9 protein-coding genes are annotated in these 15,139 nt (G+C 43.1%); 6 read left to right on the forward strand and 3 right to left on the reverse strand.

The genetic code is table 11. From position 1 onward, the window contains the following. Together ABZB17_RS11730 and ABZB17_RS11735 are read right to left on the reverse strand one after the other, a co-directional pair. A partial coding sequence (locus ABZB17_RS11730) for a DoxX family membrane protein (RefSeq protein WP_372650446.1) occupies positions 1-919 on the reverse strand: 919 nt, incomplete at its 3' end. A gap of 17 nt (positions 920-936) precedes the next feature. Beyond that, entirely contained in the window at positions 937-3,666 is a 2,730-nt protein-coding gene (locus ABZB17_RS11735) for a family 78 glycoside hydrolase catalytic domain (protein ID WP_372650448.1), read from the reverse strand. A gap of 132 nt (positions 3,667-3,798) precedes the next feature. Between ABZB17_RS11735 and ABZB17_RS11740 the strand changes: the two genes are divergently transcribed. The 5 genes from ABZB17_RS11740 (at position 3,799) to ABZB17_RS11760 (ending at position 13,685) form a co-directional block, all read left to right on the forward strand. Further along, positions 3,799-5,094: a cysteate synthase gene (locus ABZB17_RS11740; RefSeq protein WP_372650450.1), complete on the forward strand. Its 1,296-nt coding sequence runs from the start codon at positions 3,799-3,801 to the stop codon at positions 5,092-5,094. A gap of 484 nt (positions 5,095-5,578) precedes the next feature. Further along, entirely contained in the window at positions 5,579-8,776 is a 3,198-nt protein-coding gene (locus ABZB17_RS11745; protein ID WP_372650452.1) for a glycoside hydrolase family 2 TIM barrel-domain containing protein, read from the forward strand. 100 nt (positions 8,777-8,876) lie between these two features. After that, the gene (locus ABZB17_RS11750; RefSeq protein ID WP_372650454.1) at positions 8,877-9,566 is read left to right on the forward strand and encodes a lycopene cyclase domain-containing protein; all 690 of its coding nucleotides are present in this window, start codon (positions 8,877-8,879) and stop codon (positions 9,564-9,566) included. A gap of 11 nt (positions 9,567-9,577) precedes the next feature. Continuing rightward, positions 9,578-10,816: a 3-deoxy-D-manno-octulosonic acid transferase gene (locus ABZB17_RS11755; RefSeq protein WP_372650456.1), complete on the forward strand. Its 1,239-nt coding sequence runs from the start codon at positions 9,578-9,580 to the stop codon at positions 10,814-10,816. Between the two features lie 316 nt (positions 10,817-11,132). Next, positions 11,133-13,685, forward strand: a complete 2,553-nt coding sequence (locus ABZB17_RS11760; protein WP_372650458.1) for an adenosylcobalamin-dependent ribonucleoside-diphosphate reductase — start codon at positions 11,133-11,135, stop codon at positions 13,683-13,685. Positions 13,686-14,131: 446 nt separating this feature from the next. Here the strand turns inward: ABZB17_RS11760 and gcvH are convergent, their stop codons facing one another. Next, complete coding sequence (gene gcvH, locus ABZB17_RS11765) at positions 14,132-14,512, reverse strand: glycine cleavage system protein GcvH (protein ID WP_045025531.1); 381 nt, start codon at positions 14,510-14,512, stop codon at positions 14,132-14,134. A 232-nt stretch (positions 14,513-14,744) separates the two neighbouring features. On the opposite strand from gcvH, the gene tsaE reads away from it, so the two are divergent. Beyond that, positions 14,745-15,139: tRNA (adenosine(37)-N6)-threonylcarbamoyltransferase complex ATPase subunit type 1 TsaE (tsaE, locus tag ABZB17_RS11770; protein WP_372650460.1), on the forward strand; the 395-nt coding region annotated here is incomplete at its 3' end.

A 15,139-nucleotide genomic window follows, 5' to 3' on the forward strand; every position in this document is an offset into this window, starting at 1 on the left:
CAGCATCGGGGTGCACCTGCGTAATCACTTTAATTTTACTTCCGGTTAGCTTCTTATATTTCTGCATGGTGGCATTTGTCGGAAAACCAATATTGATGGTATTAATTCCGGCTTCCTCAGCCAACATAAGTGTTTCAAAAATCTTCTTTTCGGTGTTGTAAGCCCTGAAAAGCGAAGGCACATAATGCAAATCACGCGAATGCGCCCAACCTCCGATCAGGTTTCCTCCGGCCACCAATCGGCTGATTTCGTGCGGCCCGATCTTGCCTTTCGGAAGTTCTCCTTTTAAGTCTTTTATATCGGCTCCGCCAACTTTTATTGTGGCCCCCGAAAGCGTATCTACACCATATTTTTGTGTTTCGTTAAAAGCACCCAAACCCAAAAAGCCTAAAGCAGGAATCGTTGCCAGGTTTTTCAAAGCCTCCCTACGGGATTTTACAGCAGGTGATTCTTCACCCGGTTCTTTCTTCTTCGGAAAAATTAAAAGTGCATACAATCCCCAGCCTTTCTCTTTCAAAACAAGCAACACGAGCAATGCCAGCGCTTCGATCACATTTTTGTTTACGATGTACAAACTTCCTTCTGTATTGGCCAATAATGAACCACCAAACGGCGGATGTGCAAAATAGTACAGCAACAGTAAAACAATGCCCGAAACAGCAGAAACCCGAATTGCCAAACCCAATGTGAGTCCCAATCCGATGATAATTAAGGCAGCTATATTCAGCGGATCTACCACATTCATAATACCTTCGAAACTGCCCATCCACTGGTACAAACCGGACAATGGCCCTGTTGAGCTCGATAAATATCCCGCCGCACTCCAGTTTCCATCAGCTAGTTTTGCAACTCCTTCGTACAAAAAGTGCCAGCCTATGGCAGTTCTAAAAATTGTAATGATGAGTTTTTTCCAGTTCATAAGGCGATTTTGTTTTACTAATTGCTAAAATTATAAGTACCCGATCCAACTTCCAGCACCAGTTCGTTTTGGGCTTGCGATATGACCTTCACATCAGCGTTCTCAACCAACTTTTTCCCATCGGCAAGAAAATCCTCTCCGGGTAAAATCATGGTTGCTGTGCATCCAACCGGAACCGTAATATCAACATTCAATTTCCCCTCCTTCTGCTCCCATTTTATTCCGGCTTTTCCGTAAGGTGTTTTGTTGTAATATTTGGCAAATTCCATTTCATCAACCGGCTGCGGATGAAAAATAATATGTCGATAACCAGGATCTTTTTCATCGGCCTGCATACCAGCCAACTGACGATACAACCAAACCAAACCACCGCCAAACATCGGGTGATTGTGCGAGCCACCGGTATCCCAATGCTCCCAACTGGTAGTAGCTCCAAGCACCAGCCAGCGGCCGTAACCGGGCTCCTCTTTTTTATTCATAGCTTCGTAAGCCAGGTCGTGCATACCATTTTCTGTTAGCACTTCAAAGAAAAACTGCGTACCAAATATTCCGGTATCCAAATGCCCCTTGTTCTTTTTTATGTTTTCCTTCAGCGCCTTTATCACACGTTCATATTCAGCTTCGGGAACACCCATTTTCAACGCAAAAATATTGGCTCCCGAGTTTCCGTAAGTTCCTCTTTCCACATCGTAAAACCGCTGGTGAAATGCTTTTTTTGTGGCTTCTGCCAGCTTAGTATACTTTTTTGCTTCTTTTCTCTTTCCCAGTGCTTCAGCCGCTTTGGCTGTAATATCGGCGCAGCGCCAAAAATAGAAAGTATGCACCAGGCTATCGGCCGGAAGCTCGCCGGCTGTGACCCATTCTCCCAGATTAAACCACTTCAAAACATTGCCGTCAAGACCAACTCGTTGCGAGTTCATTATTCCTTCAGCATCCACCCAGGTTTGCATGTAGCGCACATATTCTTTCATCGGCTCATAAGCTTCTTCCAGTATATCCACAGCGCCGTAATGCACATAAAACTCCCAGGGCATAATATTTACTGCTGCTCCCCAGGCAACTCCGCCACCACAACCCGGCTGCCACGGTGCGCCATTTGGTACATAACCGGTTTCAACATTTTGAGCGCCGATAATATCCTGAATCCATTTGTAGTAAAAGTTTTGTGCATCGAAATTATGCATCACGGTAACACACGCCACCTGCCCATCTCCGGTGTATGGCGAGCGTTCGCGGTGCGGGCAATCGCTGGCAATTCCGCCGTGCATATTATCGGTCTGGCTGCGTTTCCAAATCTTATTCACTTCATTAAAAAGCGGATTTGATGTTTCGAAACGGGCCGATTCTTCGATGTAGGTATTTATCGCCTCAGCACATATATTTTCGGGTTCCAGCACACCCGGCCAGTTTACAATTTCCACTTCGCGGAAAACAAACCAGTTAAAACGGGCTGCATAATTTTCTTTACCAACGCCTTTAAAAATGTACGAATTATCGCCCGAGAAGGTATTCGACAGGTATTTGATCTCCACTTTATGCCCCTCAGAGCCCTCCACATTTTTCAGCCGCACCCAGCCCGAAATTTCGACACCAAAATCAACTTTATAATTCCCGTTGTACATTTTCTCTATCCTTATGGGCTGAAGCATTTCGTAAACTTTGTCAGGGTGAGCGGTATGTGCCGTCAACTTGCCTTCGGGAGCTTTTCTTAAAACAGCACTTTCCCATGCCGAGTCGTTAAAACCCGGCGAGCACCAACCGTTTTGTTCCAAACGCGCATCGTAATGTTCGCCGTAATAAACCATATCCATTAATATCGGGCTTTTGGCTACCTTCCAGCTTTCATCGCTCACGATTACATCCTCGGTACCATCATTGTAAGTTACATGAACCTGCAACAACAAACGCGGAGAACCATAACCTAAAGCCCAATGTTTGGCCGGATTATAAAACCCGTTTCCAAGAATCGCCCCAAAAGCATTTGCGCTGGAAACCAGTTGATCCGAAATATCATAAGCCAGGTACATCACTTTGTATTCCCGGAAATTATCGTCCAGTGGAATGTATTGTTGCGTGAGTGCCGGGCGCTTCCCATAATTGGTTTGATTGGGAACCAACACATCGTCGCCAACTTTTTCACCATTCAGATAAAGCTCAAAATAGCCAAGCCCGGTAACGTAAGCCACAGCTTTCTTCACCTGTTTTGTGGCCTTAAATTCTTTCCGAAATATTGGTGCAGGTGGAGGTAATTGTTCCGGCAAATCTACAGCCGGTGAGTTCGGTTTTGGCAGAGCTTCCTCGCCCTGCCAGGGCGCACCGATCCATTTTGCCTGCCAATCACTTTCGTTAAGTAATCCCATGTGCCAGAATGCAGGCTCGCTCCATTCCGAAACTTCATCATTTTTATCCCAAACACGCACCTGCCACCAGCAATCCTGCCTTGAATTCAGTTTCTTTCCATCGTAGTTAACACGAGTTGAGGCCATACTTTCAACCTTTTTACTGTCCCATAAATCGGGATTTGAAAGTAGATTTTTTGTGGTTGCCACCCGAATCTGAAAGGCCGTTTGAACCTGTCCTCTTTCCCTTTCATCGGCTACATTTATCCATGCCAAACGCGGCTGAGGCACATCTACAACCGCGGGGTTATTAAGGTATTCGCAAGTAAGTTGTGTTGGATAAATTTTTGCTTCAGATACAAAAGTAAAACCGAAAAGAAGATTCAGAAACAGGAATAGTTTTTTCACAGTATTAGGTTTTGTTGAATTGCCTAAAGTTACCAATAAGTTTATTATTCAGACTTTAAGAATTAACATTTTTCGCTTGTTTTATGTCTGCATTTTCTACATTTGTCCTTCTTAAAATAAAACAGACGTAGAATGAGCAAAGATTTTTCGCCCACAAAATACATCCTGAAATCGTTTAAAACAGGCAAGGAGTTTAAAGATGAAGGCTGGATGCTGGATGCTCCGGGCGAGGCCGAACCAACATTAATTCGTGCTATTTACGATAAAAAACAGATTGACGTAAAAGACGACTCATGGGGCTTGTACAAATTTGCCGACTGGTTACCAATTGGCAGAATGCTGGAAGGTTCGTCGGCTCCGGTGACATACAAAAGCGAGGGTTTGGCAAAAGAACTGGGTCTCGAAAATCTTTGGATCACCTTTAGCGGCTACTGGCCCGAAAAAGGCACAAACATGAAAACAGCCTCGTTTAAAGAAACCGAAGCTTACTCGGTTTGCGGCCGAATGACCGAAGACATGAAACAAACCCTGGTGGTGGCTTCGGCCGGAAATACTTCACGTGCTTTTGCAAGAGTTTGTTCTGAAAACAATATTCCACTTCTAATCTGTGTACCCGAAGATAATATCGGTGCACTTTGGTTCGACGCCCCGATTAACGATTGCGTAAAACTGATTTGCAGCAAATCGGGCAGTGATTATTTCGATGCCATTCACCTGTCGAACATCGTTGCAGGGATGGAAGGTTTTGTGGCTGAAGGAGGTGCTAAAAACGTTGCCCGCCGCGACGGAATGGCAACTACAATGCTTTCGGCAACTACAACCATTGGAGAAATTCCTGATTACTATTTTCAGGCTATTGGTAGCGGAACCGGAGCCATTGCAGCCTGGGAAGCTAATCTGCGTTTGATAGAAGACGGACGATTTGGCAACAAAAAAATGAAACTGATGGTTTCGCAGAATACGCCGTTTACACCTATTCACGATGCCTGGAAAGCGGACTCACGTGCCATGCTATCGTTGGATGATAACCTGGCTCGCGAGCAGGTGGAAGCAATTGTTGCCAAAGTTTTATCGAACCGTAAACCTCCATACCCAATTGCCGGAGGATTATTTGACGCGATGAAAGATGCTGGCGGCGAAGTATTGCTGGCATCAAACGAACAAGCTGCCCATGCGGGCGAATTGTTCCTAAAAACAGAAGGCAATGATATTCATCCGGCATCGGCCATTGCTACTGCGACTTTAATTGAGGCGGTTAAAGACGGAACCGTTAAGAAAGATGACCTCATCATGCTGAATATAACCGGTGGAGGCGAAGAAAAATTCAAAGCCGAAAATGAGCTGTTCTACTTAAAACCTGAAATCGTTTTCGACATCAATCCGAACGAAGAAGAGGTAAAACAAAAAGTGGAAAAGCTTTTTTCGTAACTGAGCACAAAATGTCGATCGACTATATAAAAACAAACCCGTATATGATCAGTATACGGGTTTCTCTATTCTTGTATGGAAATGGGCTATATCAAAAATATATCCCAAGAAATAGACTTTTACTACCAAGCAGATTCTGAAAATTGTTGCAGAGATCGCTTTATCCGGAAAAATAACAAACTAAAAAATATTCTTTTTGTTTTCGGCCGGATACAAGTCAGATTTAATATTTGCCCATCAGTTTTAACAAACAACTGTATTTGAATGAATTCAAGAAGTGGCGAAGAGGTTTGACAACCAATAATCCAAACAGAAAAATACTTCAAAATAATCCCTTACAACATCTCTGCACAGTTCAAATAATGATTTATTCTGATTTTTGATCGTTTTGTTACAGGTTTTTGATTGTTTTGTTATAGTAAGAAGTAGGTGCAAATTTTATATTTGTCGTCACTTTAAATAGAAAACATTTAATTACCATACTATGATACGAAGAACTTTATTGACATTAACTTTCTTTTCAATCGCACTAATTGCATTGGTTTCGTGTAACAATTACACCGACTATTCCAATGTTCCGTTTGATGAGCCCAGCCCAAAACCCTGGGAAGATCCGGGAATTTACCAGGTAAACAAAGCCGAGCCACATGCTCACTTTATTCCTTTTGCGTCTGTTGAGCAAGCCCGAACCGAAGACAAGTGGCAATCGCCATTACTAAAATCGCTAAACGGAACATGGCAGTTTCACCTGGCACAAAATCCGTCGGAACGCCCGTTTTGGTTTTTCAAAAATGATTTTGACACCCGCGAGTGGGACGAAATTCAGGTACCTGCCAACTGGGAAGTGGTTGGTTTTGATTACCCGATTTACACCAACGTAAAATACCCGCATGCTCAAACTCCTCCGTTAATTCAGGAGCATTACAACCCCGTAGGATCATACAAACGTACTTTCGAAGTTCCTGCCGAATGGGATGGTAGCGAAATAATTGCACATTTTGGCGCGGTTTCGTCGAATATGAACCTTTGGGTGAACGAACAATATGTAGGCTACAGCGAAGACAGCAAAACACCTGCCGAGTTCAACATTACCAGATATTTGGTGCCCGGAGAAAACACAATGGCCGTTGAGGTTTTCCGCTGGAGCGATGCTTCGTACCTGGAAGATCAGGATTTCTGGCGTTTAAGCGGAATCACCCGCGACGCGTACCTTATTGCTCGTGGCCAACAAGCACTAAAAGATTTCCGTGTTGGCTCATCGTTGGATGACACATACACAAACGGCTTGTTTACACTGGATGTGGAATTGGCCAACAGCGGAAATTTAACCGTTGAAGCTATTCTTTCTGAAAACGGAAACGTTGTAAAAGAATTCTCGGAAACTACCGATGGAATAGCAGTGAATTTTGAAGCTGAGATTCCAGATGTAAAACAATGGTCGGCTGAAATTCCAAATCTTTACGAACTGGTAATTACGCTGAAAAACGGAGAAGACCTTGTTGAAGTCATTCGTCAGGATGTTGGTTTCCGCCGTATTGAGATTATCGATGCAACCCTTCGTGTAAATGGAAAATACGTCTACATTAAAGGAGCGAATCTGCACGAACACAACGACAAAACCGGCCACGTTCAGGATAAAGAAACGATGTTGCTGGATATTAAAACCATGAAGGAGAATAACCTGAATGCCGTTCGCACATCGCACTATCCGCAACCGGAATTGTGGTACGAGCTGTGTAATAAATATGGTTTGTACATTGTTGACGAAGCCAATATCGAATCGCACGGAATGGGTTACGGCGCCGAATCGCTGGCCAAAAACGAAGCATGGAAAGCGGCGCATTTGTACCGTACAAAAAATATGTTTGAACGCGACAAAAACCAACCTTGTGTGGTAATCTGGAGTTTGGGCAACGAAGCCGGAAACGGTGTGAACTTTATGGCTACTTACGATTTCCTGAAATCGGCAGACGACACACGCCCGGTACAATACGAACAGGCTCACGGCGGAGCAAACACCGATATCAACTGCCCGATGTATATGCGCATGGAAGGCATGGAACGTTTTGCCAAAGAAAAAGCCGATAAACCATTAATTCAGTGTGAGTATGCACACGCCATGGGTAACAGTGTTGGAAACCTGCAGGATTACTGGGATCTGATTGAAAAATACGATGTGCTGCAAGGTGGATTTATCTGGGACTGGGTAGACCAGGGCTTGTGGACCACCAACGATGCCGGAGAAGGATTCTGGGCTTACGGTGGCGACTTCGGCCCCGACACGGTTCCTTCTGATGGCAACTTCTGCAACAACGGTTTGGTTGATCCCGACCGTGCCGTAAAACCTCACCTGCTTGAGGTGAAGAAAGTGTACCAGCACATTGGTTTCGATGCGGTTGACCTGAAAAAAGGCATTATTTCGATTGAGAACAAATATGCATTTATGAATCTGTCGGCTTTCGACTTTGTTTGGGAAGTAACTGCCGATGGAAAAGTGGTTGACAGTGGCGACCTGGGTAGCATTGATTTAGCTCCGGGCGAAAGCAAAAAAGTTACTATCGGTTTTAAAGTAAAACCGGAAGCCGGTGTTGAATATTTCCTGAATGTTCATGCAAAATTAAAAGAAGACTGGAGCCTTGTTGAAGCCGGTTGGATTTTGGCCGAAGAGCAGTTTGAAATTCCGTTTGTTGTGCCAATGACACTGGAATACAAAATTCCTCAAATGCCGGATGTAAAACTGGAAGAAACAGCTGAAACAGCAACCGTATCGGGAGAAGGATTCTCGGTAACTTTCGACAAGAAAACCGGTATTATTTCAAGCCTCAAAAAAGGTGACACTGAACTATTGATCAGCGGCCCGGTTCCAAATTTCTGGCGTGCACCAATCGACAACGACTTTGGTAACAACCTGTACAAACGAAGCCGGGTATGGCGTAAAGCAGGTGAAAACCGCGAGGTGGCCGATGTTGCAGTAAAAGCATTAAGCAATAACACAGTAGAGGTAGTTTTCAACTTTGACCTTGTAAACGAGGACAAAGAAAAAATTGCTTCGTACAAATCGATTTACACGGTTTACGGCACAGGAGATATTGTGGCTGAAAACAACTTCAAAATGACAAAAGACGATCTACCGGAAATCGTTCGCATGGGTATGAACCTCGTAATGCCACGCAAATTCGACCAGATGAGTTGGTTCGGACGCGGTCCGCAGGAATCATACTGGGACAGAAAAACAGGTGCTTTTGTAGGCTTGTACAGCGGCAGCGTTGCCGATCAGTACTGGGCATATCTTCGTCCGCAGGAAAACGGAAACAAAACCGATGTGCGTTGGGTAACCATTACCGACAACGCCGGAAACGGACTGCTATTCGCCGGATTGCCATTACTGGAAATTAGCGCACACCACAATATTATGGAAGATTTTGAAAGTGCAGAGCGTACCGATGGCCGTCAGGTAGAAGGCGTTGAAGTGATCAACCGCCACATAAACGACGTTAAACCACGCGAGCTGACTTCGGTTAATATCGATTACAAACAAATGGGTGTTGGCGGCGACGACAGCTGGGGTGCCTGGACACATGACGAGTACCGCCTTACCGACAAAGAATACAGTTATGCATTTAAAATGAGTTTCATTTCGCCCGAAGAAGATCCGGCGAAAAAAGCAAAAGTTAAATTCTAGAAAAGCAGAGTTTATTTAAGATAAAAGGCGCTGCGACAAAATGGTCGTTGCGCCTTTATTTTTACGACAAATCCAATACCTTTGCTCAAAATTCAGAAAAATGGAGATTCAAAACCTGTCGTACCTGTTGTTATTGCTGATCTACCTGGTAATTCCGGTGGCACTCAGCTTCCAAAAAAAGGTGCGGTTTGTTTTCAGGCTAAAGTATATTTTGCCTGCCGTAATTTTTGCCGGAGCCATTTTTGTTATGTGGGACCTCCGGTTTACACAAATGAGCATCTGGACGTTTAATCCGGATTACTTTACCGGAATCGAGCTGCTTCGGCTACCAATTGAAGAGTGGCTCGCATTTTTAATCATCCCGCTGTCATCCATTTATATTTACGAGTGGCTGAAAATTCGTTTCGAGGATTTTGACAAGCCCAATGTTTTTGTGATTATCAGCCTTGTGCTTTTGCTTGTTACAGGAGTTTTAGCCTATGTTTTCCGCACCCGGATGTTTAGCTTCTTTACGTTCTTCCTGTCGGCAATTTACCTGGGTTACACCGTTTTTCGCAACCGTTTCAGAAAATATTACACCAAATTTTACCTGACGGTGGCCATCTCATTAATCCCCTTTTTAATTGTCTCGGCACTTTTAAATTCGCTTCCGGCAATTGTTTACGATTCGGCCCATACGATGGGATTAGCCCTGTTTGGCGTTCCTGTTGAAAAGATCGGGTACTTGTTTCTACTACTACTTATAAACGTAACGATCTACGAATATTTAAGCAACCGAAAGCAACAATAATTCAGAAAACGATGAGCTTACTTTACAACCTTGGAATTTTATTTTACGGATTTTTCATCCGTGTTGCGGCCTTGTTTAACGAGAAGGCAAAACTGTTTGTTGCCGGGCGCAAAAACTGGAAAAAGAAAATCGGTACGGCAATCGACAAGGAGGCCTCATACATATGGTTTCATTGCGCATCACTGGGCGAGTTTGAGCAAGGCCGGCCGATATTGGAGGAAATTAAAAAGCAATACCCGCAATACAAGATCATACTCACTTTCTTTTCGCCATCGGGATACGAGATTCGGAAGAACTACGAAGGCGCTGATATTGTGGCATATTTACCCATGGACACCAAAAAGAATGCGGAGGAGTTTATCCGTGTAATTCGCCCCGAAAAAGTATTCTTTGTGAAATACGAATTCTGGTACAACTACATTACGGAACTCAAACGTCAGCAAATTCCGCTATATATTATCTCAGCCATTTTTCGCGAGAACCAGCAGTTTTTTAAATCAACGCCCTGGGGAAAATGGTACCGGAACATGCTGCACAGCTTCGAACATATTTTTATACAGAACGACACTTCGGCCCAATTGCTTGAACAGGCCGGCATCAAACACTATACTGTTTCGGGTGATACCCGTTTCGATCGGGTGGCCGAAATTGCCCGTTGTGCAAAAAAGTTCGAAATTGTGGAAAAATTCAAAGGCAAAAATGTAACCCTGATTGCCGGAAGTACCTGGAAGCCCGATGAGGAGCTGCTTGCAGCGTTTATTAACAACAGCAGCGATGTAAAGTTTATAATTGCTCCACACGAGGTTGCACCGGCAAATATCAACAGAATTCTGGAATTGTTAAAAAAACCGGCCATTTGTTTCAGCAAAGCCGATATTTCAGACATCGACAGCTACGATGTGTTAATAATTGATTCCATAGGTATTCTATCGTCGTTGTACCAGTACGGAAACATAGCGTACATAGGCGGTGGCTTCGGCGTAGGCATTCACAATATCCTGGAAGCGGCGACTTTTAAGCTGCCTGTTTTGTTCGGGCCAAACTATTTAAAATTTAAAGAAGCCGTCGACCTGGTTAACGAAAAAGGCGCCTTCCCTATCCAAAATTTTACAGAATTGGAAGCCACGCTGAGTAAGCTTTTGAATAACAACAACAACCTGAAAAATGCCTCTGAAATCTGCAAAAAATATGTAGAAAAAAATGTGGGTTCAACAACACTTATCATAAATAAAGTTTTTAACAAAAAGTGAAAAACTGCACGCTTTTTGTTAGCAAATTATTCTTCGAGAAATTGAATTTTTCCAAGTAATATTCCGTTAACAAAATTCTTCATCGGCTAATAATAATTTTCAGTTTTGGTAAACTTTTTTTAACTATTAAATATATAACTAACTGCCTATCTGATTCATAACAAATTAAAGTTGATAACTTTTACTTAATTAACTCCCAAATAAATTCCAAATATTTGATTTCTGTCCTATCTTGCATTACACAATTTGTTGTGATTGACATCTAAGAAAATCGAATATACATTCTTATAACTTTTAATACACTTACAGAAAAAAAATGGCAGTAAACGAAGTATCTGTAAAAGCCCCCGCGGGCAAAAAAATTTACTCTCAGGAAGAAGCAGTAAAAGCCTCGCTAGAGTACTTCAGAGGAGACGATTTGGCAGCAAGAGTTTGGGTGAATAAGTACGCCCTTAAAGATTCGTTCGGAAATATTTTTGAGCTAACACCGGACGATATGCACAAACGCCTTGCAAAAGAAATCGCACGCATTGAAGAACGTTACCCTAATCCATTAACCGAAGATGAAATCTACAGCGTCCTTAAAGATTTCAAATACATTGTTCCGCAGGGAGGGCCAATGACCGGTATTGGAAACGATTATCAAATCGCATCACTATCCAACTGTTTTGTAGTTGGAAACGACGGTGACTCGGATTCGTATGGTGGCATTATGAAAATTGACCAGGAACAGGTGCAATTGATGAAACGCCGCGGAGGTGTGGGACACGACTTGTCGCACATCCGCCCAAAAGGTTCTCCGGTAAAGAACTCGGCATTAACATCAACCGGTATTGTTCCGTTTATGGAGCGCTACTCCAACTCAACACGCGAAGTAGCCCAGGACGGACGCCGTGGTGCATTGATGCTTTCGGTATCGATTAAACATCCCGACTCGGAAAGTTTTATCGACGCCAAAATGGAACAGGGCAAAGTAACCGGCGCCAACGTATCGGTAAAAATCCAGGATGATTTTATGCAGGCTGTTGAATCGGGAACTCCTTATACGCAGCAATACCCGATTAACGGAAAAGCGCAGTACACCAAAAACACCGATGCCGGTAAAATCTGGAAAAAAATTGTAAAAAATGCCTGGAAATCAGCAGAGCCGGGAATTCTTTTCTGGGATACCATTATTAAAGAATCGGTACCTGATTGTTACGCCGACCTGGGTTACCGCACGGTTTCTACCAACCCTTGTGGAGAAATTCCGTTATGTCCTTACGATAGCTGCCGCCTGTTAGCCATCAACTTGTATTCGTACGTAGAAAATCCATTTACCAAAGAAGCAAAGTTCAATTTCGAATTGTTTAAAGAACACATCCATTACGCACAACGTATTATGGACGACATTATCGATCTTGAGCTGGAAAAAATTGATGCCATTTTAGAAAAAGTTGAGGAAGATCCGGAAGCTGAAGAAATTAAATTCACCGAGAGAAATCTTTGGGAAAGCATTCGTATGAAAGCCAAAGAAGGCCGCCGTACCGGAATTGGTATTACTGCCGAAGGTGATATGCTGGCTGCATTAGGATTACGCTACGGAAGTGACAATGCAACTGATTTCTCGGAAGAAATTCATAAAACAATTGCCATTGAAGCTTACCGTTCGTCGGTATACCTGGCAAAAGACCGTGGAGCCTTTACCATTTACGATGCCGAGCGCGAAAAGAACAATCCGCTTATCAACCGTCTTAAAAATGCTGATGAGGCGCTTTATCAAAAAATGGCAAAATACGGCCGTCGGAATATTGCGCTGCTAACCATTGCTCCAACCGGAACAACCAGCCTGATGACACAAACAACATCAGGTATCGAGCCGGTTTTCCTTCCGGTATACAAACGCCGCCGCAAAGTAAATCCAAACGACAAAAATGTTCGTGTTGATTTTATTGACGAAGTTGGCGACTCGTGGGAAGAGTACACCGTTTTCCATCACCATTTTAAAACATGGATGAAAGCGAATGGTTATGATACCTCTGTTGAATATTCGCAGGAAGACCTGGATAAAATGGTAAAAGAGTCGCCTTATTACAAAGCTACATCAAACGATGTTGACTGGCTGAATAAAGTGCGTATGCAGGGAAGAATCCAGAAATGGGTTGACCACTCGATTTCGGTTACCATTAACCTGCCTGCCGATGTAAAAGAAGAGCTGGTTGGCGACTTGTATTTCGAAGCGTGGAAAAGCGGATGTAAAGGTGTTACTGTTTATCGCGACGGATCACGCTCGGGTGTGCTTATTTCGAACGACGATAACAAGAAAAAAACAGAAGACGGCTCATTCCCGCTGAAACGCCCTGAAAAACTGGAAGCCGATGTAGTACGTTTCCAAAACAACAAAGAGAAGTGGATTGCGTTTATCGGCTTAATGGATGGCAGACCTTATGAAATTTTCACCGGTTTGCACGACGACGAAGACGGAATTCTGCTGCCTCGCTCGATAACAAAAGGTAATATCATTAAAAGCTGGGAAGGCGAAGATTCGCGTTACGATTTCCAATATGCGAACAAACGTGGCTACAAAACCACGATTGAAGGATTGTCGCACAAATTCAATCCTGTATACTGGAACTACGCCAAATTAATTTCGGGAACCTTGCGCCACGGTATGCCAATTCATAAAATTGTTGAGCTGGTAACCAGTCTGCAACTGGATAATGATACCATTAACTCGTGGAAAGCGGGTGTTGCACGTGCACTAAAAAAATACATTCCTGACGGAACAATCGCCGATGATGCAAAGTGTGGCGAATGTGGATCGGACGAAGTAGTTTACCAGGAAGGCTGTTTAACCTGCCTCTCTTGCGGATGCTCGAAATGCGGATAATACCAATTGTTTTCAGCATGAGCCTTAAGCGAAAGGCTGAAATTACAATGGTTAATGCCGATTGAAAAGTTTAATTTGAATTCACATCGGTATAATTAATTCGAAAAACAATATAAAGAGCCGGGATCATTTTGATTCCGGCTTTTTTGTGCATTTCAACAAGCTAACATCGGTTGATGAAATGAAGAAATATACTATTTACAGTCTTTCATCCGATAATGAAAGTGTATGACTAAATTCTTACCAGCTTTCACCGGTTGATGAAAGGCTAAACAAAACCCAAAAGAAGCTTTCATCGAATTATGGCGGACAGAATTAAATCTTAGGAAGGGTTCCATATTTCATTGACAAGCTGCCTGAATGTGACAGATGGGTTTCATCAAACTATGCCACAAAAAAATGCCCCACCGAAAACGATGAGGCATTTACTTATGCTGTAGAATCTCTTAAGCTTCAATCATTGCTTTGTAAGCGTCAGCGTCCATCAGGTCGTCCAACTCAGCTGCGTCTGCAACTTTTATTTTAATCATCCATCCTTTTCCGTAAGGATCTTTGTTTACCAATTCAGGGTCGTCGGCCAGGTCTTCGTTAAACTCGGCAACTTCACCTCCAACTGGCATAAACAGGTCAGAAACGGTTTTCACTGCCTCAACTGTACCAAAAGTTTCACCTTTATCCAGTGTTTCACCTTCAGTTTCAATTTCAACAAACACAACATCACCCAGTTCTCCCTGGGCAAAATCGGTAACACCTACAACAGCTACATCTCCCTCAACGCGTACCCATTCGTGGTCTTGCGTATATTTCAAATCAGCTGGAATATTCATATTTTTAGTTTTAAATTATTTAAATCGAATCGTTTGAAAACCACCTTTTAAATCTATCGCTTTACAAATTCGCCGGGTGCATTTTTCATTAATGATATTTGCCAAAATTAAAACATTTTAATGAAAAACAACCCCCTTATACCCATGCATTTCCCTGATTTTTATCGCATTTTATCTCATGGGATACAAAATATGTGGTGCTTTTTGTATAATTGCAAAAATTGTAGAAAAAATGTATTCAAAAAAAATCAATTCGCCCGACGATCTCGATATTGCTGCAAAGGAGCTAATTACAGCATTTAGCGACGACCGCGTTTTTGCATTTTACGGCAAAATGGGTGCAGGAAAAACAACTTTCATCCAGTCGGTTTGCCGTGCACTCGGATCGGACGACAACGTTACCAGTCCTACTTTTGCACTGATAAACGAATACAACACTGCTGATTTTGATTCAATTTTTCATTTCGATTTTTACCGGATAAAAGATATTGAAGAAGCTTACGACCTGGGCTACGAAGACTACATCTACAGCGGAAACTACTGCCTGATTGAATGGCCGGAAATGATCGAATCGCTTCTGCCCGAAAAAATGGTGGAGGTAAAAATTGAAGTTCAGGACGACAATAC

Origin of the sequence: Draconibacterium sp. (assembly GCF_041583095.1) — a bacterium.
Lineage (GTDB): Bacteria > Bacteroidota > Bacteroidia > Bacteroidales > Prolixibacteraceae > Draconibacterium.